This window comes from Burkholderia sp. RF7-non_BP4 (genome assembly GCF_001521935.1).
Taxonomy (GTDB): domain Bacteria; phylum Pseudomonadota; class Gammaproteobacteria; order Burkholderiales; family Burkholderiaceae; genus Burkholderia; species Burkholderia diffusa.
The window spans coordinates 391,112-411,506 of the sequence record NZ_LOTA01000053.1 but is presented as its reverse complement, the minus strand read 5'-3'; the positions used below and the strand labels follow the sequence as shown (position 1 = coordinate 411,506).

Annotated in this window: 19 protein-coding genes and 1 pseudogene; 15 read left to right on the top strand and 5 right to left on the bottom strand. The window is 66.2% G+C overall.

Annotated features, from left to right (window positions below; all coding sequences use genetic code 11):
* Positions 1 to 162, top strand: a pseudogene (gene glyA / locus WS49_RS33885) (serine hydroxymethyltransferase); the annotation flags it as partial.
* A gap of 121 nt (positions 163 to 283) precedes the next feature.
* Here glyA and WS49_RS20115 read toward each other — a convergent pair.
* Positions 284 to 1,816: an amino acid permease gene (locus tag WS49_RS20115; protein ID WP_059532452.1), complete on the bottom strand. Its 1,533-nt coding sequence runs from the start codon at positions 1,814 to 1,816 to the stop codon at positions 284 to 286.
* A 297-nt stretch (positions 1,817 to 2,113) separates the two neighbouring features.
* Complete coding sequence (locus WS49_RS20110; protein ID WP_059532366.1) at positions 2,114 to 3,124, bottom strand: GlxA family transcriptional regulator; 1,011 nt, start codon at positions 3,122 to 3,124, stop codon at positions 2,114 to 2,116.
* A gap of 88 nt (positions 3,125 to 3,212) precedes the next feature.
* On the opposite strand from WS49_RS20110, the gene WS49_RS20105 reads away from it, so the two are divergent.
* Positions 3,213 to 4,328 carry a DJ-1/PfpI family protein gene (locus tag WS49_RS20105; protein ID WP_059532363.1) on the top strand — a complete coding sequence of 372 codons (1,116 nt, stop codon included), beginning with the start codon at positions 3,213 to 3,215 and terminating at the stop codon, positions 4,326 to 4,328.
* 83 nt (positions 4,329 to 4,411) lie between these two features.
* Here the strand turns inward: WS49_RS20105 and WS49_RS20100 are convergent, their stop codons facing one another.
* The gene (locus WS49_RS20100) at positions 4,412 to 5,896 is read right to left on the bottom strand and encodes an aminotransferase class V-fold PLP-dependent enzyme (protein ID WP_059532360.1); all 1,485 of its coding nucleotides are present in this window, start codon (positions 5,894 to 5,896) and stop codon (positions 4,412 to 4,414) included.
* A 76-nt stretch (positions 5,897 to 5,972) separates the two neighbouring features.
* Between WS49_RS20100 and WS49_RS35160 the strand changes: the two genes are divergently transcribed.
* The 11 genes from WS49_RS35160 (at position 5,973) to WS49_RS20050 (ending at position 15,859) form a co-directional block, all read left to right on the top strand.
* Positions 5,973 to 6,266 (top strand): hypothetical protein, encoded by a 294-nt coding sequence (locus tag WS49_RS35160; RefSeq protein ID WP_156441418.1) that lies wholly within the window; start codon positions 5,973 to 5,975, stop codon positions 6,264 to 6,266.
* Between the two features lie 135 nt (positions 6,267 to 6,401).
* Complete coding sequence (locus WS49_RS20095; protein ID WP_059532448.1) at positions 6,402 to 7,652, top strand: MFS transporter; 1,251 nt, start codon at positions 6,402 to 6,404, stop codon at positions 7,650 to 7,652.
* Between the two features lie 139 nt (positions 7,653 to 7,791).
* Entirely contained in the window at positions 7,792 to 8,721 is a 930-nt protein-coding gene (locus WS49_RS20090) for a LysR family transcriptional regulator (protein WP_059532357.1), read from the top strand.
* A 114-nt stretch (positions 8,722 to 8,835) separates the two neighbouring features.
* The gene (locus WS49_RS20085) at positions 8,836 to 9,330 is read left to right on the top strand and encodes a hypothetical protein (RefSeq protein WP_059532355.1); all 495 of its coding nucleotides are present in this window, start codon (positions 8,836 to 8,838) and stop codon (positions 9,328 to 9,330) included.
* Between the two features lie 41 nt (positions 9,331 to 9,371).
* Positions 9,372 to 10,391 carry a hypothetical protein gene (locus WS49_RS20080; RefSeq protein WP_059532352.1) on the top strand — a complete coding sequence of 340 codons (1,020 nt, stop codon included), beginning with the start codon at positions 9,372 to 9,374 and terminating at the stop codon, positions 10,389 to 10,391.
* 32 nt (positions 10,392 to 10,423) lie between these two features.
* Positions 10,424 to 11,890: an aldehyde dehydrogenase family protein gene (locus WS49_RS20075; RefSeq protein ID WP_059532350.1), complete on the top strand. Its 1,467-nt coding sequence runs from the start codon at positions 10,424 to 10,426 to the stop codon at positions 11,888 to 11,890.
* Between the two features lie 7 nt (positions 11,891 to 11,897).
* Entirely contained in the window at positions 11,898 to 12,965 is a 1,068-nt protein-coding gene (locus tag WS49_RS20070) for a maleylacetate reductase (protein ID WP_059532347.1), read from the top strand.
* Between the two features lie 28 nt (positions 12,966 to 12,993).
* Positions 12,994 to 13,869, top strand: coding sequence for an intradiol ring-cleavage dioxygenase (locus WS49_RS20065; RefSeq protein WP_059532446.1), 876 nt, complete (start codon positions 12,994 to 12,996; stop codon positions 13,867 to 13,869).
* Between the two features lie 5 nt (positions 13,870 to 13,874).
* Positions 13,875 to 14,186, top strand: a complete 312-nt coding sequence (locus WS49_RS20060; RefSeq protein WP_059532344.1) for a YciI family protein — start codon at positions 13,875 to 13,877, stop codon at positions 14,184 to 14,186.
* A 3-nt stretch (positions 14,187 to 14,189) separates the two neighbouring features.
* A complete protein-coding gene (locus tag WS49_RS20055) occupies positions 14,190 to 14,525 on the top strand; it encodes a Rieske (2Fe-2S) protein (protein ID WP_059532341.1) in 336 nt (111 codons plus the stop codon).
* A gap of 245 nt (positions 14,526 to 14,770) precedes the next feature.
* Positions 14,771 to 15,859 carry a porin gene (locus WS49_RS20050; RefSeq protein ID WP_059532338.1) on the top strand — a complete coding sequence of 363 codons (1,089 nt, stop codon included), beginning with the start codon at positions 14,771 to 14,773 and terminating at the stop codon, positions 15,857 to 15,859.
* 46 nt (positions 15,860 to 15,905) lie between these two features.
* Here the strand turns inward: WS49_RS20050 and WS49_RS20045 are convergent, their stop codons facing one another.
* Positions 15,906 to 16,565, bottom strand: coding sequence for a glutathione S-transferase family protein (locus tag WS49_RS20045; protein ID WP_059532335.1), 660 nt, complete (start codon positions 16,563 to 16,565; stop codon positions 15,906 to 15,908).
* 120 nt (positions 16,566 to 16,685) lie between these two features.
* Between WS49_RS20045 and WS49_RS20040 the strand changes: the two genes are divergently transcribed.
* Complete coding sequence (locus WS49_RS20040) at positions 16,686 to 17,501, top strand: helix-turn-helix domain-containing protein (RefSeq protein WP_059532331.1); 816 nt, start codon at positions 16,686 to 16,688, stop codon at positions 17,499 to 17,501.
* A 121-nt stretch (positions 17,502 to 17,622) separates the two neighbouring features.
* The gene (locus WS49_RS20035) at positions 17,623 to 18,435 is read left to right on the top strand and encodes a hypothetical protein (protein ID WP_059532443.1); all 813 of its coding nucleotides are present in this window, start codon (positions 17,623 to 17,625) and stop codon (positions 18,433 to 18,435) included.
* Positions 18,436 to 18,489: 54 nt separating this feature from the next.
* Here WS49_RS20035 and glmS read toward each other — a convergent pair whose 3' ends face one another.
* On the bottom strand, positions 18,490 to 20,319 hold the full coding sequence (glmS, locus tag WS49_RS20030) for a glutamine--fructose-6-phosphate transaminase (isomerizing) (RefSeq protein WP_059532328.1): 1,830 nt from the start codon (positions 20,317 to 20,319) through the stop codon (positions 18,490 to 18,492).
* Between the last annotated feature and the right edge of the window lie 76 nt (positions 20,320 to 20,395).

Genomic DNA, 20,395 nt, shown 5'->3' with positions numbered 1-20,395 from the left:
GGCTCGCCGGCGATGACGACGCGCGGCTTCGGCGCGGCGGAAGCCGAGCAGGTCGGTAACCTGATCGCCGACGTGCTGGAAGCGCCGGAAGATGCGGCGACGATCGAGCGTGTGCGCGGTGTGGTCGCGGAGCTGACCAAGCGTTTCCCGGTCTACGGCTAAGTCGCGGCAATCGGGTTCAACCGCCAGCGCGATTGAACCTCGTCCGCACCGAAACGACGAAAAAAATCCGGCTCGCAAATCGCGAGCCGGATTTTTGCGCTGTGCGCGAACTGGTGTCGCGTCACACCGTCGGATCGACGTTCGCCTCGAGTTCGCGAATGCGCTCGTCATTGCGCGTGTCCTTGAGCATCGGCGGCCCGGCGAAGGTCTTGCGCACACCGAAGCCGTACCAGATGACCATCAGCGCCGCCACGAACGCGACGAGCACGTAGAGCACTTTCTCGTTCGGCGGCTGGATGCCGACGTATGCGAGCACGCAGGCGCCCACCAGTGCGAGCAGCGCGCACGGCTTCGACCAGATGCCCAGCTGGAACGGGCCCTTTTCGGTCCACGTGCGGCCTTCGGCGAGCATCCCCGAGCCGAGCGGCATCGCATACGAGATGAACAGGAACACGGCGCTGCCCGCGCTCAACACCGAGAACGCGTCGCCGTACAGCGTGACGACGATGGCAAGCACCGCGCACGTCCAGATCGCGGGCCCGGGCGTCCGGTGGTTGTGATTCACGCTGCGCAGCAGCTTCGACGCCGGCAGCCCGCCGTCGCGCGCGAACGCGTACATCATGCGCGAGGTCGACATGATCGCCGCGAGCCCGCACACGTAGTTGATGAAGAACATCGCGAGCTCGAGGCACACGCGCAACGTCTTCGGAATCGGCGCGAGGATGGCTTCGAAGAAGCCGGTGCCCTGTTTCATCGCGGCGGTCAGGTCCGGCATGACGAGCACGAACGCGCACACCATCACGTAGCCGAACGCCGCGGACCAGAACACCGAGCCGATGATGCCGCGCGGCACGTTCTTCGCCGCGTCGTGCGTTTCTTCCGACGTGTGCGCGGATGCGTCGAAGCCCGTGATCGTGTAGGTCACCAGCAGCAGGCCGGACAGGAACGCGAGCGGCGTGGCCTGTTTCGGCCAGGCGCCGCCGTCGACGCCCGTGTAATTGGTGAAGGTGACGAGCCGATGCAGGTCGAACGCGACCGGCGAGTAGGCCAGCAGCGACACGACCAGCGCGATCGTCACGACGAAGATCAGATAGCCGGACAGGTCGGTGATCTTGCTCGCGATCCTGATGCCGCGTGCGTTCAGGACTGCCTGCGAAAGGGTGATGATCGCGATGAACGCGGTCTGATGCCACCATGTCAGGCTGTCCGGACTGACGCCGAACATCGGTGCGATCAGCGTCTTGAAGAACGGATCGTAGGTGCCGAAGTTGATCGCCGCGATCACGAAGATCAGGCCGATCAGGTTGAGCCAGGCCGTCATCCACCCCCATTTCTTCCCGCCGAGGATCGCGCCCCAGTGATAGAGGCCGCCGGCGGTCGGAAACGCGGACGCGATCTGCGACATCGACACCGCGACGATCAGCGCGAACAGCGAGCCGAGCGGCCAGCCGAGGCCGATCGATGCGCCGCCGGCCGCGGAAAACGCGAGCTGAAACGCCGTGATGCCGCCCGACAGAATGCAGATCACCGAAAACGACACGGCGAAGTTCGAGAAGCCGTTCATGCGTCTCGACAGCTCCTGCGCGTATCCCATCTTGTGGAGAAGGCTTACGTCACTGTCGGTGCCTGTATCAGGCTGGATTTTCGCGTCCATGTTCGCTCCGTCACGAATGTCCTGCGAGGCAGGACCGTCATCGCTGCCCGGGCCCGGCACGGCGGCCCGCTCCTGGAATTCGTCGGCGGCGCGCGATGTCATGCGGTGACGACGGTCGCGTGCCGGTCCGATACGGGAACGGTATGAAGCCAAATCTCGCGGCGATATCGGATTTCGGCAATGCGGTGAAACTCCGGATGCGTGCACCGTTCGGGGGGCATCGCGTGGCGGGGTGAAGTTTTGTAAGAAATCCGTACGGATCGGGGCGTGAGTCGGCCGGGGAATACCCGGGACGGCCTACTCGATTTGCTGCCGGCCGTGTTTCGGTCCGAAGCGCGCGCGGTAGTCGCGCGGCGTTATCCCGACCCGCTTCGCGAACGCACGTTGCAGTGCATCCACGCTGCCGAACCCCGAACGTTGCGCGACCCGTTCGAGCGGCCAGTCTGCCCGCTCCAGCAGCACCTTCGCGCGCTCGACCCGCGCGGCCAGCACGAATTGCGCGGGTGGAAGCCCCGTCTCCTTGAGGAAATTGCGCGCAAACGTCCGCTCGCTCATGTGCAGGCGCGCGGCCAGCGCGGCGACGCCGAGGTCGCCGGTCGGGTCGTCGGCGATCGACGTGAGCAGCGCGCGCATCGGCGGTGTCGCGTTGGCCTGGATGTCGAGGCCGACGCTGAATTGCGCCTGTCCGCCGGGGCGGTGCATGAAGAGCACGAGCTCGCGTGCGACCGCGAGCGCGGTCGGCGCGCCGCAGTCGGCTTCGACGAGCGCGAGACACAGGTCGATGCCTGCCGTCACGCCGGCCGACGTATGAAACGGCGGATCGCTCACGTAGATCGCATCCGGCTCGACCCGCACGTCAGGGCATAGCGCCTGCAGCGTCGCACACTGATTCCAGTGCGTGGTTGCGCGCCTGCCGTCCAGCCATCCGCCCGCGGCGAGCACGAACGCGCCCGTGCAGATGCTCGCGATGCGCCGCGTGTTCGCGATCCGGGTGCGCAGCCACGGCAGCACACCGGCGTTCGACGCCGCGTGTCGCAGCGCCGCTTCGCTGCCGCCCGCGACGACGATCGTGTCGATGCGTTCGGGCAAGGCCGCAAGCGCGGTCGGGCCGGCAAGACGCAGGCCCGCATGCGTGACGATGTCGTGACCATGCTGTGACGCGAGCGTGAGCCGATAGCGCGGAACATGGCCGGGAAGGTGACGGTTCGCGACAGCGAACACTTCCATCGGGCCCGTGATGTCGAGTGACTGGACGCCTTCGAAGCCGACGACGACGATGTCGCGCGCCGAACCGGTTGACTGGGACATGGCGGAAAGTGCGGTGGAGTTGTCCTTGTGACCGCGAGCATGATCCTTGTAATTTTCCGGACATGCAATCGATTGACTCGGGTGGGCGATGCGGGAACGGAACAGAAACGGGGCGGCACGCGTGGCAATGGTGCTGATCGTGTGCGCGGTGCTGGGCGCGTGCATGTCGGGGCAGCCCGGGCCGTCGGTCGCGCACGGCGCCCGAACGGTCACGCAAACGCTGACCGTGAACGCACCGAAAGCGGGTCGCACGCGGCCGCTCGTTGCGATCGTCGCGGACAATGCGGGAACGGAGACGACCGATTTCATGGTCCCGTACGCGATTCTGAAGACGTCGGGCGCTGCCGATGTCGTGGCTGTGTCGGTCGACGCCAGCGCGGTCGAACTGATGCCCGCACTGCGGATGCTGGCCGATACGACGCTCGACCGATTCGACGCGGCCGTGCCGTCGGGGGCCGACATCGTGATCGTGCCTGCGCTGCATCGAGCCGACCGGCCGGCCGTACTGGCATGGCTGCGCAAGCAAGCCGCTGCCGGCGCCACGATGGTGGCGATCTGCGATGGCGCGGAGGTGCTCGCGAACGCCGGGTTGTTGCGGGACCGTATGGCGACCGCGCACTGGTACTCGCGTGCCGGGCTGCGTCGCCGTTTTGCCGATACCGCGTGGGTCGACGATCGACGCTACGTGATGGATGGCAACGTGATGACGACGGCCGGCGTGTCGGCGTCGATTCCCGCGTCGCTTGCGTTGGTGAATGCACTGGCGGGGCCGGTGGTGGCGCGCGAAGCGGCACGCAACATCGGCGCGGAGGGATGGAGCGACGTTCACGACGGCAGCCGGTTCGGTTTGACCGCGCGTGCCGTGGCGACCGCGCTGACGAATCGCGTCGCGTTCTGGCGGCATCGGACGTTCGATCTGCCGGTCGCGAGCGGATTCGATGAACTCTCGGTTGCGCTCAGCGCCGATGCATGGGCGCGGACGTGGCGCAGCGACGTCGTCGCAACGGCGGACGCGCGCGTGATCGAATCGAAGCACGGGCTGCGCCTCCTGACGCAGCCGGCCGATACCGGCCACCCGCGCGTCACGATTCCCGCGGGACGGCGGGGTGACGGTGTGCTGCCCGGTGTGCTCGGAGACGTCGCGGCGCGCTACGGCGACGCGACGTCGGACTGGGTGGCCCTGCAACTCGAGCATGCGCGGTAGCGGCTGCGGCGCTGATGGACCCTCCGAAGCAAACAACGCCCGAGCGGAATGATGTTCCGCTCGACGTGACGAACGAATTGCGCTCAGACCGTTGCCGTTCGCCGCTCCGTCAGCCGATCCCACAGCGTTCCGGCGCGGCTCCCGCTTCCGCAATACGCGAGCACCGGCTTCGGCAGCGCATCGACCAGCGCGCCGAACGCATCGACTTCCGCGTCGCCGATCCGGTCGCGTTCGACCGGCAGATAGCGCGCGTCCAGGCCGAGTTCGCGCGCGGCGGCGGCGATTTCCTCGAAGGCCGGCTGATCGGCGCTTTCGCCGTCGGGCCGGTTGCAGATCACCGCGCGAAAGCCCGCGTTGCGGATCGCCTTCAGGTCCGCCGGCGAGATCTGTCGCGATGCGGTGAACCCGGTCGCCGTCGCGGCACGGCATTGCTCGAGCGCGCGCGCGAAACACGCGATCGCGAAATCGACGTCCTGCTCCGTCGTGAAGCGGCCGAAGCTGACGCGCACCGTGCGGCTCGCCGCTTCGGCGTCGAGGCCGATCGCGGTCAGCACATGGGACGGCGCGCCGCTCATCGAATTGCACGCGGAGGTCGACGACACGGCGAGCGCATCGCCGAGCATGAACGGGAAGAAGCCGGGCACATTCACCGTGAGGCTCAACGTGTGCGGGATGCGGCGTGCCGCCGCCGCGTTGTGCGTGATGCCGCCGAGCGCGAGCAGCGCGTCCTTCAGGCGTGCGCTGAGCGCCGCGATCCGCACGGCTTCGCGCTCGAGTTTTTCGGCGGCCAGCTCGCAGGCGGTGCCCATTCCGACGATCTGGTGCGTCGCGAGCGTGCCCGAGCGCAGGCCGCGCTCGTGTCCGCCGCCGTGGATCTGCGGCGCGATGCGGTCGGCGATCTCGCGGCGGACGAACAGCGCGCCGATGCCCTTGGGGCCATACACCTTGTGCGCGGACATCGACAGCAGATCGATGCCGAGCGCGCGCACGTCGATCGGCGTCTTGCCGAGCGCTTGCGCGGCGTCGACGTGCAGCAGCGCGCCGGCCGCGTGCACGATGCGCGAGATCGCGCCGATGTCGGTCAGCGTGCCGAGTTCATTGTTGACGAGCATCAGCGACACCAGGCCCGTATCGGGGCCGATCGCCGCGGCCACGGCGTCGACGGTGATTTCGCCGTCGGCGGTGGGCGACAGGCAGGTCGCGGTCATGCCGCGCTTCGACAGGTTCGCCATCGTGTCGAGGATGGCCTTGTGTTCGAGGCGGCTCGTGATCAGGTGGCGCTTGTCGGTCGCGGTCTCCGCATAGCCTTTCAGCGCGAGGTTGTTCGATTCGGTGGCGCCCGACGTCCAGACGATCTCGTCGGCATCCGCGCCGATCAGCGCGGCGACCTGCGCGCGCGCATGCTCGACTTTTTCCTTCGCCAGCCGGCCGGCGGCGTGCGAGCTCGACGCGGGATTGCCGAAGATGCCGTCGGCACCGAGGCAGGCCGTCATCGCTTCGATCACGCGGGGATCCGCGGGGGTGGTGGCCGCGTAGTCGAGGTAGTGCAGCGGGGTGGTGTCGCTCATGTCCTTCTCTGGCTCGTTCTTTTCGTAACGGGAGAAATGATACGAGGAGGAGCGGGGAAAAAGGATCCAAAAACGGTTGGATGTTCGCCAGTTTGAAGAAAAATATTCCATCGAAGCCGGTCTGGATGGAATCGGATCCTGCCGCCTCCTCACGGCACCCGGCAACGATCCGCGGATGTCCATGAGGGATTCCCCCGGTGACGCACGCATCCGCGCCATTTCGCCGGTGCGCGCCGCGCGTTCCGCGCTGTCCGCCGACGTCTCCCGCAGCGATCCGCCGATTATTTGCGTTTCGCGAATGGCGCGTTCGCCGGTTGTTCCATACCCGATCTGCGTGCGCGCACCTATCGTTCGGGCGTCGGCTGATTGAATTCGACGCCTGCAACCGGACAGGCGGCCGCCACTTCCTCGCGACTCACGTCGCATCGCACACACAAGACAACGGACCCGGCCCATGCACGGACGCCCCCGGCGCGTGCAGGCGGACCGGTCCACGGAGACGGACATGAAAGCAAACGAGTGGGATACCTCCTATGAGTGGAAGGCGGTGACGCTGCTGGCGCTCGGTTTCGGGCTGGTCGGCCTCGACCGCTGGCTCATCGCGCCGCTGTTCCCTTCGATCATGAAGGATCTGCACCTGACCGCGCAGGACGTCGGCAACTGCATCGGCGTGCTCGGCCTGTCGTGGGGCATCTTCGCGGCGCTGATGGGCGGCATTTCCGACAAGATCGGCCGCCGCAAGGTCCTGATCCCGGCGATCATCGCGTTCTCGCTGCTGTCCGGCTTCTCGGGGCTCGCGGGCGGGCTGCTCGGCCTGATCGCGATCCGCGGGCTGATGGGCGTCGCCGAAGGCTCGTTCTGCCCGACCAGCTTCGCGGCCACCGCCGACGCGTCGCATCCGCGGCGGCGCGGCCTGAACCTCGGGCTGCAGCAAAGCGGCTTCGCGCTGTTCGGGCTCGCGCTGTCGCCGATCATCGCGACGCAGCTGCTCAACGTCGTGTCGTGGCGCTGGGTGTTCGCGCTCGTGGCGATTCCCGGGCTGATCCTCGGCGCGATCATGTTCTTCGTGATCCGCGAACCGAAGCGCGCGAAGGAGGTGGTGTCGGAACACGCGCCGGCGTCGCTCGGCCACGTGCTGAAGAGCCGCAACATCCTCGTCGCGATGGCCGCGCTGTGCTGCGCGATGACCGGCGTGTTCGTGCTCGGCGCGCTGTTGCCGCTGTACCTGACGGATTACCTTGCGCTCGGCACGCAGAAGATGGGCCTCGTGGTGTCGGCGATCGGCTTCGGCGGCTTTCTCGGGCAGTTCGGGCTGCCGGGCCTGTCCGACCTGGTGGGCCGGCGCCTCGCGAGCATTGTCGGTTTTGCCGGCACGGCGGTGATGCTCTACGTTTTCCGCGGGCTGGGCCCGCAGCCGCTCGTGCTGTTCGCGGTGCTGTTCGTCGCGTCGTTCTTCACGCTCGGGCTGGTGTCGCTGCTCTCGGGCCCGGTGGCGACCGAAGCCGCGCCGGTCGGCCTCGTGTCGACGTCGATCGGCGTGGTGGTCGGTTGCGGCGAGATCTTCGGCGGCGGCATCGCACCGGCGATGGGCGGCTACGTTGCCGCACACTTCGGGATCCAGAACATTCTGTGGCTGCCGATGGGTGCAGTGCTGCTCGGCATCGTGGTCAGCCTGCTGCTGCGGGAAACCGCGCCGGCCGTGCTGCAGCGTCGCGTGAGCTTGCAGCCGGAGCTGTCGGCGGGCAAGCAGCCGTAACGTATCGCGCGGCGTTACCCGCGCCCGGGGCGCCGGCGGGATTGACACCCGCCCGTTGACAGTGTGACGCGTTCGGCTTGACCCACCCGGCCGGCCGGTGCGGTTAGACTGCCGGTTTCGCTTTCGGAAAGGGCGCAGCATGGACCGGTTTCTGAGCATCGAGGCGTTCGTCAGGGTCGCGGAGGCGAGCAGTTTCGCGGAAGCGGCGCGACAGCTTGGGGTCACCAGTTCGGTCGTGACGAACCGCATCCAGCAGCTGGAGAAGTTCGTCAACGCGCCGCTGTTCCACCGCAGCACGCGCCACGTGCGCCTGTCCGAAGTGGGCGAGACCTTCTACCGCGAATGCGCCGAAGTGGTCGGGCGCGTCAACGAGCTGACCGACCAGATGCGCGAACTGCGCGCGACGCCGACCGGACGGCTGCGTATCCAGATGCTGCCCGGTTTCGCGCTCGATCACTTCGGCGTGCCGCTCGCCGAGTTCAATCGCCGCTACCCGGGCATTCAGCTCGACATCATCGTCAATGACCGTGTCGTGGACCCTGTCGAAGAAGGGTTCGACATCGCGTTCCAGATCTTCCCGCCGATATCCGAGTCGCTGATCGAGCGGCGACTGTTCGTGGTCCGACGCCTCTTCTGCGCGGCGCCGGCCTACCTCGAAGCGCATGGTGCGCCACAACATCCCCGCGAATTGCTGCAGCACACCACGGCGCTGTATTCCGGCTATCCGTCGCGCAACCGCTGGACCCTGACGCGCGGCGACGAGGTCGTCGAAATGGAGTTGCCCGGCATGATCCGCTCGAACTCCGTGCACCTGCTGCGCGAGTATGCGCTGACCGGCGGCGGTGTCGTGTGCCTGCCCACGCTGGTTGCGAGCGACGCGCTGGTCGCGGGCCGGCTGGTGCCCATCCTCACCGATTTCCAGATCGCGCCGCTGAGCTTCGCCGCCGTTTATCCCGCAACGCAGCGACAGGCGTTGAAGGTGAAGGCGCTGGTCGAATTCCTCGTCGAATACATCGGCGACGAGTCGCCGTGGGACCGTCCGCTGCTGGAGCGCGGCTGGGTTCGCTGAACGAAGCGATTATTCGCGAATCGCAAATGCCGTAGTCGCGGTCCGTTGCCTTGTTGAGGGGCGCCCTTGCCCCTAGAGTTGAATCCAACAAGCGGTTCAACTCAGGAGACAGCAATGACCGACACGGCATTCCACACCGTCTTTGGCTCGCTCGACAGCCATACCAAAGGCGAGATCGAAATCACCAGCGGCAGCGCAAAACATTACGCCTTCTCGAACGTCTTCGAGATCGCGTCGAAGTCGGCGCCTTACGAAAAGGTCGTCGCCGGCAAGAACCTCGAATACGTGATCGAAGTGCTGCGGACCGAAGGCCAGTCGCCCTGGTTCGCGTGCGCGCACGACGAATTCGCGATCCAGATGGATGGCGAAGTCCGCATCGAATTCATCAAGCTCGACAACCCGCCGACCACTGGCCGCGGCACCGTGAGCGCCGGCACGCAGCCGGCGGGCCGCGAGATGGGCTACGTCGTCCTGCGCAAGGGGCATCAGGCACTGCTGCCGGCCGGCTGCGCGTATCGCTTCGCCGCCGGCAAGCCGGGCGTCGCGCTCGTGCAGACCGTGCTCGGCGAGCTGTCCGTCGAGAAGTGGGCCGACATCTGCCTGCACTGACACATCCGACTGCCCCGTTCAAATATTCCAGGAGACACGTTATGGCCACCCTCGAGACCCTCGATCTTTCCGTCGGCTTCGCCGCCGATCTGGTGCAGGCCACGGAAGCCGATGCCGTCACCGGCTACCGCCGCTTCCAGCTCGGCGAGTTCGCGTTTCAGCGCGACGAATACTTCGTGAAGATCAGCTGGCCGGCGAAAGGCCGGACGCGCACGCATGCGATGCCCGCGGACGCGTTCCTGCGCGCGATGATGCGCGACGTCGCATGGGGCTTCTTCTACGGCTGGGTGAACTTCGATCACGTGTTCGGCACGCGCAATCACTACGGCAAGGTCGACGTCTACGCGGGCACGTTCAACGGAATCCTGAAGGAAGCCGGCGTCGACTATACCGAGACGTTCGAAACGCCGACGATCATGGCGACCTTCAAGGCCATGCTGCACGACTGGACCAACGAAGGCTTCGATCCGTTCGCCGCACCCGAGGAAACCGGCACGGCGTTCGGGCGCAAGCACGGCGAGAACGGCGCGGCGATCGACCGCACGCGCATCGCGACGCGCCGCATGCCGGGCCTCGAAGGCGACTCGCCGCTGCGCGACGCGCTGCCGGTCAACCGCGCGTTCCTCGATGTCGGCCAGGACGAGCCGGAGGTGCACGTGAAGCCGGGCTTCGAAGGCGAACTGCACGCGTTCAACCTGTTCAAGTACCTGTCGCGTTCGGACGTGACGTGGAATCCGTCGGTCACGTCCGTGTGCGGGCGCAGCCTGTTCTGCCCGACGACCGAGGAATTCATCCTGCCGGTGTTCCACGGCAACGACCGCGTCGAATGGTTCCTGCAACTGTCCGACGAAATCGTGTGGGACATCGGCGACAAGAACACCGGCGCGCCGCGCGCGCGCATCACGATGCGGGCCGGCGACATCTGCGCGATGCCCGCCGACATCCGGCACCAGGGCTACTCGACCAAGCGCTCGATGCTGCTGGTCTGGGAAAACGCGACGCCGGACCTGCCGCAGCGATACGAGAGCGGCGAGCTGGCGCCGTATCCGATCGCGTTCTGAGCAGCGCTTCAGCAATAAATCGAGGACGATTCATGCAAACCCAACTCTTCATCGACGGGCGCTTCGTCGATGCCGTCGAGCGCGGCACCATCGACGTGCTCAATCCGCACGACGGCTCGCTGATCACGAAGATCGCCGCGGCCACGTCGGCGGACGTGGACCTGGCGGTCGAAGCCGCCACCCGCGCGTTCCCGAAGTGGGCGGCAATGGCGGCGGCCGAACGCGGCCGGTTGCTGCTGCGCCTTGCCGACGCGATCGAAGCCAACGCCGAGGAACTCGCGCAACTGGAATCGCTGGACACCGGTCATCCGATTCGCGATTCGCGCGCGCTCGACGTGCCGCGCACGGCAGCATGCTTCCGCTACTTCGGCGGCATGGCCGACAAGCTGCAGGGCTCGGTGATTCCCGTCGAAACCGGCTTCCTGAACTATGTGCAGCGCGCGCCGATCGGCGTCGTCGGCCAGATCGTGCCGTGGAATTTCCCGCTGATGTTCACGAGCTGGAAGATGGGCCCGGCGCTGGCGGCCGGCAACACGGTCGTGCTCAAGCCGTCGGAGATCACGCCGCTGTCGACGCTGCGCATCGTCGAGCTGATGGCCGAGGTCGGGTTCCCCGCGGGCGTCGTCAATATCGTCCCCGGCTACGGTCACACGGCAGGCCAGCGGCTTGCCGAACACCCCGGCGTCGGGAAGATCGCGTTCACCGGTTCGACGGCGACGGGCCGCCGGATCGTCGCGGCCTCGCAGGGCAACCTGAAGCGCGTGCAGCTGGAACTGGGCGGCAAGGGCGCGAACATCGTGTTCGACGATGCGAACCTCGACGCCGCCATCAACGGCGCCGCGTGGGCGATCTTTCACAACCAGGGGCAGGCGTGCATCGCGGGTTCGCGTCTCGTGCTGCATGAACGCATCGCCGACGCATTCCTCGAGCGATTCGTGTCGCTGGCTTCGTCGATCCGCGTCGGCAACCCGCTGGACCCGGACACCGAAATGGGCCCGCTGACGTCGAAGCAGCACCTCGATCGCGTGCTGTCGTTCGTCGATGTCGCGCGCGAGCAGGGCGGCCGCGTGCTCGCGGGCGGCAGCGCGCCGCAGGATGCCGCGCTCGCCGACGGCTACTACGTGCGCCCGACCGTCATCGAAGCGAAGCGCGCCGCCGATCGCGTCGCGCAGGAGGAAGTGTTCGGCCCGTTCGTCACCGTGCTGCGCTTCGGCAGCGACGAGGAAGCGCTGTCGATCGCCAACGCGACCGAATACGGGCTCGGCAGCGGCCTGTGGACCAACGATCTGTCCCGCGCGCACAAGATGGCGTCGCGGATCGACGCGGGCATGTGCTGGATCAACTGCTACAAGCGCGTGAATCCGGGCAGCCCGTTCGGCGGCATCGGCAAGTCGGGCTACGGCCGCGAGATGGGCTTCGAGGCGATGCACGACTACACGGAAGCGCGCTCGGTGTGGGTCAACGTCGACGGCAAGGTGCCGCCGCACTTCAAGCGTTGAGGCTGAAATGGAGCGCTTCGTCTATCAGGGAACGCCGTCGCGCGTCGTGTTCGAATGGGGCGCGCTCGAACGGCTGCCGGACGAGCTGTCCGCGCTCGGCGCGCAGCGGGCGCTGATTCTGTCGACGCCGGAACAGCAGCCGCTCGCCGAACGGGTCAGGCGCGTGCTCGGTGCGCGCGCGGCCGGCGTATGCGCGCAGGCCGTGATGCACGTGCCGGTCGAAGTCGCGCGTGCCGCGCGCGAGATGGCGGCCGAGCTGGGCGCGGACTGCTGCATCGCGATCGGCGGCGGATCGACGATCGGGCTCGGCAAGGCGATCGCGCTCGAGTCGTCGCTGCCGATCCTCGCCGTGCCGACGACTTACGCGGGCTCGGAAATGACGCCGATCTTCGGGCTCACGGAAGGCCGGCTGAAGCGCACCGGACGCGACGCGCGCGTGCTGCCGCGAACCGTGCTCTACGACCCGTCCCTGACGCTGTCGCTGCCGCCGGGGATTTCGGCGGCGTCGGGCGTCAATGCGATGGCGCACGCGGTCGAAGCGCTCTACGCGGAAGATGCGAACCCGGTGATCAGCCTGATGGCCGAGGAGTCGATTCGTGCGCTCGGCGAGGCGCTGCCGGCGATCGTTCGTGATCCGGACGATCGTGAGATGCGCAGCCGCGCGTTGTATGGCGCGTGGCTCGCCGGCACGTGCCTCGGCGCGGTCGGCATGGCGTTGCACCACAAGCTGTGTCATACGCTCGGCGGCACCTTCAACCTGCCGCATGCGCAGACGCACGCCGCGATGTTGCCGCATACCGCGCACTACAACCATGCCGCGGCGCCCGACGCGCTGCGCCGTGTCGCGCGTGCGCTGGGCGGCGCCGAGGCGGCCGACGCCGGCCCGCTGTTGTTCCGGCTGAACCGGCAACTGGGGCTGTCGCCGGCGCTTGCCGACATCGGGATGCCGGAAGCGGGCCTCGACGAAGCCGCCGACCTCGCGTGCCGGAATCCGTATGCGAATCCGCGGCCGATCGAACGTGCGCCGATTCGCGAATTGCTTCAGCATGCGTGGGAAGGGCGCGAGCCGCATTGAGCGGCCGGCCGCATCACAGGAGACGAACGTGACGAATGATCTTCATGACGACGGCGACACGCGGCTGACCGAGCAGGTCGTCGCCAGCTTCGACGATACGCCGAACCCGCGCTTGCGCGTGCTGATGCAGAGCCTCGTGCGGCATCTGCATGCGTTCGTCCGCGAGACGGAGCTGACCGAGGCCGAGTGGATGGCCGCGATTCGCTTCCTGACCGAAACCGGGCAGATGTGCGATGACGTCGTGCGCCAGGAATTCATCCTGCTGTCGGACACGCTGGGCGTGTCGATGCTGGTCGATGCGATCAACCATCGTTTCGCCACCGGCGCGACGGAAACGACCGTATTCGGCCCGTTCTACATCGAAGGCATGCCCGAGCGCGCGTATGGCGAGAACATGGCGTTCACGCCCGGCACGCCCGTCGTCGTGCACGGTCGCGTGCTCAGCACCGATGGCGCGCCGGTGCGCGACGCCGTGCTCGACGTGTGGCAGACCGCGGAAAACGGCATGTATTCCGGGCAGGACAAGGCGCAGCCGCACGGCAATCTGCGCGGCCGCTACCGGACCGACGCCGAAGGCCGTTATGCGATCACGACGATCCTGCCGGTCAGCTACCCGATTCCGACCGACGGCCCGGTCGGGAAGATGCTCGACGCCACCGGCCGTCATCCGTGGCGGCCCGCGCATCTGCATTTCATGATCGACGCGCCGGGTTATCGCAAGCTCGTCACGCATCTGTTCGACGAGGAGGATGCGTATCTGAAGTCGGATGCCGTCTTCGGCGTGAAGCCGTCGCTGATGGTTGCCTATCGTCCGCGTGCGGCGGGCGATGAACTCGCGCGCCGCGTCGGTTTGACGGGCGCATATCGCGAAGCGACGTACGACTTCGTGCTCGACCGGAGTTGACCGACATGGCGCGATTCTTTGCAGTGTTTGCGACGGACCAGCCCGGGATGCGCGACGTGCGCGACCGCGTACGGTCCACGCATCGGACCTACCTGCGCTCCGCCGCGCAGCACGGTGTGTATGTGCGGCTCGGCGGACCGACGCTCGATCCGCAGGGCGATGCGATGAACGGCACGCTGCTCGTCGTCGAGGCGGACGACATCGATGCGGTGATGCAGTTCGTCGGCAACGATCCGTACGTGAAGGAGGGGCTGTTCTCGCGGGTGGAGGTTCGACCGTGGGACTGGAGCCTCGGCAATCCCGAGCGGAGAGCGTGAGTCATGGGTGCCGCGCAACTCTGCCGCTTCTCCGATGTGCCGGACGGTGGGGCACGGGTCGTCGACGAAGCGCGCATCGGGCGTCCCGTCATCGTCGTGCGGCGTGGGGAGCAGGTGTGGGCGTATGTGAATCGTTGCCCGCATTTCTCGGTTCCGCTCGATTTCGTGCCGGGCAACGTTTCCTGCTACCGGTCCCAGGTGCTGATGTGTGCGCATCACAGCGCGCTGTTCAGGTTCGACGATGGCGTGTGCATCGACGGCCCGTGTTCGGGCGCCGGGCTGGAAGCCGTGGCTGTCGAGGTCGATTCGGCGGCCTGGGTGATTTGTCGCGGCGCTTGATTCGGAAGGTCGGATTGCCCAACGGCAGTCGGGACGCGCGGTAATCGCATTGCGCGGGATGAAATCGGGAATGAGCGGGATTTCATTCGTTCTGTTAAATCAGTAAAGCTAATCAAATACGATTTTTTCCGACCCGGATGAATGCGAAGCCGGGCCGGGGGAGTCGTTGTTTCACGAAGCATCGGGCGAGACCCGCGAGACAGCGGGCGACCGGTTCGCATTGACAGAAAAAAGACGGAGACACAATGAAACTGAGGTTTGGAGCAGTCGCGATGCTTGTCATCGCGCAGGGTGCGTACGCGCAGAGCAGCGTGACGCTGTTCGGTTTGATCGACAGCGGCATCTCGTACGTCAGCAACGAGGGCGGCGGGAAGAACGTCAAGTTCGACGACGGCATCTTCACGCCGAACCTGTTCGGCTTGCGCGGCACGGAGGATCTCGGCGGCGGATATCGCGCGACGTTCGCGCTCGTGAACCAGTTCTCGATGGCGAACGGCAGCATCGTCGGGACCGGAATCTTCGGGCGCAACGCATACGTGGGCATCGAGAGCGACCGGTTCGGCGGCATCAGGCTGGGAAATCAGTACGACTTCATGGTGGATTCCCTGTTTGCGAAGGGGAACGCGATCTCGATGGATCTCACGGGGCTGTACGGATTCAGGAATGGCCCGTTCCAGCGTCTCGCGCTGCCGGGCAATCCGACCGGCGCATTCGACTGGGACCGCACGGCAGGCAGCAAGCCGGTCGCGAATTCGGTCAAATACAGCACGCCGACGATTGCCGGGTTTTCCGGAGGCGTGATGTATGCGTTCGGCGGCGTGGCCGGTTCCGTCGGCGCGGACAATACCGTGAGCGCCGGGCTGAACTACGAAGTTGGGGCGTTCGGTATCGGTGCGGCCTATACGAACGAGAAGTATGGTCCGGCGCCGGGTACGCCGTCGACCAGTGTGCGCAACTGGGGCGTCGGGATGCACTACGACTTCGGCGCGGTCACCGCGAAGGCGCTGCTGACGACCGTACGCAATTCGTTCAACGACGCAGGCGTGTGGATGGCCGAAGCAGGCGGCGTGTGGCGCATCAGGCCGGACGTCTTTCTCGGCGCGAAGTACATGTACATGAAGGGCAACGAAGCCGTGAACGACAACCATGCGCATCAGGTCAGCGTCGCGTTTCAGTACCTGTTGTCGAAACGGACGATAGTTTACGTGTCCGCGGATTATCAACGCGCGAACAGCGGCGCGAACGCGCGGATCAACGGCGTGCTCGATCCGAACGGGGCGTCGAGCTCGGCGAGTCAGGCCGTCGCGCGCGTCGGGGTGCATACGATGTTTTGACGGGGCGCCGGGCGGAACTTGCGTCAAGGTCCGCCCCCGCACCGAACTACCTCGCGGCGGACGCTGCCTCCTTGGCCTTGTCCTGCTCCGCCGCGAGTGCCGCATCAGCCGCCTGCGCGCGCTGGATGGCCGGGCGCGCCAGCACGCGATCGATATAGGCGCGAATGCGCGGCGTCTCGGGCACGAGCTTGAACATCGTGGTCCAGTTCAGCGCGGAGCCCCACAGCACATCCGCGGCCGTGAAGCGCTCGCCCAGCAGCCAGGGCCCCTTTGCCAGTTGCGCATCGATCGCGTTGATGACGGCATCGAAGTCGCCGTACGGCGACGTCGAATAGGCCGCGGGCGGACGATTCATCGAGCGGTCGACGATGGCCGGCTCGAAGCATGAGCCATAGAACGTCATCCAGCGCAGGTACGGGCCGCGCAGTGAATCGCCGGGCGCCGGCGACAGGCCGGCTTCCGGATACAGTTCCGCCGCGTACATGTAGACGGCGGGCTGCTCGGTCACGATCACGTCGCCGTGACGCAGCGCGGGCACCTTGCCCATCGGGTTGAGGCGCAGATATTCGGCGTCGTGATGTTTGCCCGCGGAGAGGTCGAACGCGTGCAGTTCGTAATCGGCGCTCAGTTCCTCGAGCAGCATCCGCGCGCCGGCCGATCGGCTGCGCGGGGAGTGGTACAGGGTCAGGTGACGGTCTTGCGGCATCGCGGGCTCCGGTATGCGTTCGGGACAAATATGGAAATGTAGGACGGCCGCGCGGCTTCGTCTTGGAAAAATCCGCTGCGGCGGTGCATCATCATGCAGTCACCTCAACGGTTCGTCACCATGGCCGACTTGCGTAACGTGACCGAGACGCCCAAAGGCGTCGTCGGCCCGAAAGCCTTCAATCAGCGCTTCCGCCTGAATCGCTATTACCCGTGTGCCGAACTGGCCGGGGTGCTGGATCACCACTGGATCGTCGAATGGGATCTGCGCGACCAGCCGCCGTACGTGCAGCGCACGCTGCCGTATCCGTGCGTGAATCTGGTGTTCGACCGGCGGCGGACGGGGATCTTCGGTGTGGTGTCGGGGGCGTTCGAGACGACGCTGGCCGGCGCCGGCAGGGTGATCGGCTTGCGGTTTCGGCCGGGGGCGTTCCGGGCGTTCTTCGGCAAGCCGGTGCATTTGTCGACCGACAAGGTGCTGCCGGTGTCGACGCTGCTCGATTGCGGCGATGCGGAAGCCGAGGACGCCGTGCTCGGTGCCGAGGATGATGCCGGGATGGTGGCTGCCGCGGAGGCGTTGCTGTTGCGGGTGCTGCCGCCGACCGATCCGCAGGTCGAGCGCATTCATGGCATCTTGCAGATGCTGCAGCAGGACCTCGGGCTGACGCAGGTGCGCGATCTGGCCGAGCGCGCAGGGTTGAGCGAGCGCACGCTGCAGCAGCTCTTTTCCAACCATGTGGGCGTGACGCCGAAGTGGGTGATCTGCCGTTATCGCCTGCATGAGGCCGCGGACAAACTCGCCGGCGGCGAGCCGGTCGATCTGGCGGAACTGGCTCATTCGTTGGGGTATTTCGACCAGGCGCATTTCACGCGCGATTTTCGGAAGCTGGTGGGGAAGGCGCCGGCGGAATATCGGCGGGAGGATGGTCGGGGATGAGGGTGCCGGCTCACGATCGGCGACCGCACCATGGGTCATTTCACACCGTGGATGCGTTGCCGGTCATTCCGCCCTATAGTGCTCGTCGTTGACCGATCTGCCAGAAAATCAGGAGTTCGTCGTGCCGCACAGGAAATCCAAGTTAGGTCGCTCGAAATTCGCGTGGGCCGTCGCCTTGGCGGTGATGCTGGCGCCAGTGGCGGCGCATGCACAGGCGGCGTCCGTCGACGGCTCGACGCGCAACGCGCCCGCTGTCGGTCAAGACACGTCGCACGTACGGCCGATTGTCGGCGACGATCCGGTTGCCATCCGGGATGCGCTGAAGAAGCAGCATTTCAGCGCCGCCGCACCTTCCTTGACTGCACGGGTTCGCGGCCTCGTCTCCAACGCGACCGACCGGCACGGCCCGAATCCCGACCTGGCGCCCATCAATCTCGATCGTGACGTGACATTCGTGGTGCCGGTGCGGTATGGGCTGAGGTATCAGTCGCAGCGGCACCTGTTGACGCTGGACGTCGACCTGTTCGACGCGGAGCGCGACGACCGGACGCGTATCCTGCTCAGAAAGGTCACGACGGGGCCACGAGGGCGAGGGCTCGTGATCGCACCCGAAGCGAAGGCAAAAGGATATATCCAGCAGGTCGACATCATCGAGCTCGAGTCCGGGCAAGGGAAGAAGAGCACGGTTCGCAGCCGCATGCGAATTTCGCCTGCCGTGTACGCCCAGGCGCATGGCGACTTCGCGCTCGTTTTATCGGGGCGCCTGGTTCGGCCTTACCTGACCGAACAAACCGAGCATGCCGATCCGAGCATCGAGGAGCCGACGGACATTACGACCCGGATCTCCAGGTTGCACATGGATCTCCAATCCATCTCGCTGGTGAGCCCGTCGACCGGGGTCGTGCTGTCGAAGAAGCTGAGTTTGTCGAAGTAGCGATTTTCTTGGGCGGGGTGGTGATGCCGATCGGATGCGGGGGTGTCCGGACCCTCACTCCACCGTCACCGATTTCGCAAGATTCCTCGGCTTATCGATATCCGTTCCCCTTGCCAACGCCGCGTGATAAGCCAGCAACTGCATCGGCACCGTATGCAGAATCGGCGAAAGCGGCCCGTAGTACTCGTTGAGCCGAATCACCTCGATCCCTTCACTCGGCACCAACCCGCAATCGACATCCGCGAACACGAAAAGCCTGCCGTTCCGCGCGCTGACCTCGTGCATGTTCGACCTGAGCTTTTCGAGCAACACGTCATTCGGCGCCACCGCGATCACCGGCATTTCATTACTGACCAACGCCAGCGGCCCATGCTTCAACTCCCCGGCAGGATAAGCCTCCGCGTGGATATACGAGATCTCCTTCATCTTCAGCGCGCCTTCGAGCGCGATCGGATAATGCATCCCGCGTCCGAGAAACAGCATGTTGTCGCGTCGCGCGAGCAGCTCCGACCAGCCCATGATCTGCGGCTCCAGCGCGAGCACCTTCGACATCGCATCGGGCAGATGCCGCAGCGCACGCAGATGCGCCTTCTCGTCGTCATCGCTCAACCGCCCGCGCACCTGCGCCAGTGACAAAGTCAGCAAGAACAACGCCACGAGCTGCGTCGTGAAAGCCTTCGTCGAAGCCACGCCGATCTCGATTCCCGCACGCGTGACGAACTGCAGCGCGCATTCGCGCATCAGCGCGCTCGTCGCGACGTTGCAGATCGCGAGCGTATGCATCATCCCGCGCTGCTTCGCGACATGCACGGCGCCGAGCACGTCGGCCGTCTCGCCGCTCTGCGACACCGCCACGACCAGCGTGCGCGGATTCGGGACGCTGTCGCGATAGCGAAACTCGCTCGCGATCTCGACGCTCGCCGGCAGCTTCGCGATGCTCTCGAACCAGTATTTCGCGGTCAGCGCCGCGTGATAGCTGCCGCCGCACGCGAGCAGCAACACCGAATCGACATCGTTGAACACGCGCCACGCGCCGTCGCCGAACAGCTCGGGCATGATCGATCCGACATCGAGCAACGTATCGGCTACCGCCTGCGGCTGCTCGAAGATTTCCTTCTGCATGTAGTAGCGATACGCGCCGAGGTCCGCCGCGCCACTGTGCGCGGCCACGCGCTGCACCGCGCGCTCGACGCGCTGTCCGGCCGCGTCGACGATCCAGTAGCGATGCAGCTGAATATCGGCGACGTCACCATTCTCGAGGTAGGCGATGCGATCGGTGATGCCCGACAACGCGATCGCATCCGACGCCAGGAAATTCTCGCCATCGCCGACGCCGACGACGAGCGGCATCCCGTCGCGCGCGCCGACGATCCGGTGCGGTTCGTCGCGGCACATCACCGCGATCGCATAGCTGCCGCGCAGCCGCGCGACCGCGCGGCGCACCGCGTCGAACAGGTCGCCGTCATACAGGTGGTCGATCAGATGCGCGATCGCTTCGCTGTCGGTCTGGCTCGCGAACACGTAACCGTGCGCCTGCAATTGCGCGCGCAGTTGATCGCAGTTCTCGATGATCCCGTTGTGCGACAGCGCGATGCGCGCGTTGTCGTCGCTCGGCGAGAAGTGCGGGTGCGCGTTGAGCGTGACGGGCGCGCCATGCGTTGCCCAGCGCGTATGCGCGATGCCGGTGTAGCCGGACAGCGCTTGCGCGGCGATCTCGCGCTGCAGGTTGGCGACGCGGTCGACGCTGCGCGCCCGTGCCAGCGCGCGGTCGCGATAGACCACGACGCCGCACGAGTCGTAACCGCGGTATTCGAGCCGCTTCAGCCCGTCGACGAGGTTCGGCAGGATGTCCCGCTGGGCAACCGCCCCGACAATTCCACACATATCGCGCTCCGTAAATGTCCTGTCTGGACCCGTGACAGCGATGGTAGAAGCGGTTGAATGGAATTAAATTTCAAAA

Excerpts from the sequence above, each read along its gene's own strand:
- WS49_RS20115 (WP_059532452.1), bottom strand. The coding sequence starts at position 1,816 with ATGGACGCGAAAATCCAGCCTGATACAGGCACCGACAGTGACGTAAGC.
- WS49_RS20110 (WP_059532366.1), bottom strand. The coding sequence starts at position 3,124 with ATGTCCCAGTCAACCGGTTCGGCGCGCGACATCGTCGTCGTCGGCTTC.
- WS49_RS20105 (WP_059532363.1), top strand. The coding sequence starts at position 3,213 with ATGCGGGAACGGAACAGAAACGGGGCGGCACGCGTGGCAATGGTGCTG.
- WS49_RS20100 (WP_059532360.1), bottom strand. The coding sequence starts at position 5,896 with ATGAGCGACACCACCCCGCTGCACTACCTCGACTACGCGGCCACCACC.
- WS49_RS20095 (WP_059532448.1), top strand. The coding sequence starts at position 6,402 with ATGAAAGCAAACGAGTGGGATACCTCCTATGAGTGGAAGGCGGTGACG.
- WS49_RS20090 (WP_059532357.1), top strand. The coding sequence starts at position 7,792 with ATGGACCGGTTTCTGAGCATCGAGGCGTTCGTCAGGGTCGCGGAGGCG.
- WS49_RS20085 (WP_059532355.1), top strand. The coding sequence starts at position 8,836 with ATGACCGACACGGCATTCCACACCGTCTTTGGCTCGCTCGACAGCCAT.
- WS49_RS20080 (WP_059532352.1), top strand. The coding sequence starts at position 9,372 with ATGGCCACCCTCGAGACCCTCGATCTTTCCGTCGGCTTCGCCGCCGAT.
- WS49_RS20075 (WP_059532350.1), top strand. The coding sequence starts at position 10,424 with ATGCAAACCCAACTCTTCATCGACGGGCGCTTCGTCGATGCCGTCGAG.
- WS49_RS20070 (WP_059532347.1), top strand. The coding sequence starts at position 11,898 with ATGGAGCGCTTCGTCTATCAGGGAACGCCGTCGCGCGTCGTGTTCGAA.
- WS49_RS20060 (WP_059532344.1), top strand. The coding sequence starts at position 13,875 with ATGGCGCGATTCTTTGCAGTGTTTGCGACGGACCAGCCCGGGATGCGC.
- WS49_RS20055 (WP_059532341.1), top strand. The coding sequence starts at position 14,190 with ATGGGTGCCGCGCAACTCTGCCGCTTCTCCGATGTGCCGGACGGTGGG.
- WS49_RS20050 (WP_059532338.1), top strand. The coding sequence starts at position 14,771 with ATGAAACTGAGGTTTGGAGCAGTCGCGATGCTTGTCATCGCGCAGGGT.
- WS49_RS20045 (WP_059532335.1), bottom strand. The coding sequence starts at position 16,565 with ATGCCGCAAGACCGTCACCTGACCCTGTACCACTCCCCGCGCAGCCGA.
- WS49_RS20040 (WP_059532331.1), top strand. The coding sequence starts at position 16,686 with ATGGCCGACTTGCGTAACGTGACCGAGACGCCCAAAGGCGTCGTCGGC.
- glmS (WP_059532328.1), bottom strand. The coding sequence starts at position 20,319 with ATGTGTGGAATTGTCGGGGCGGTTGCCCAGCGGGACATCCTGCCGAAC.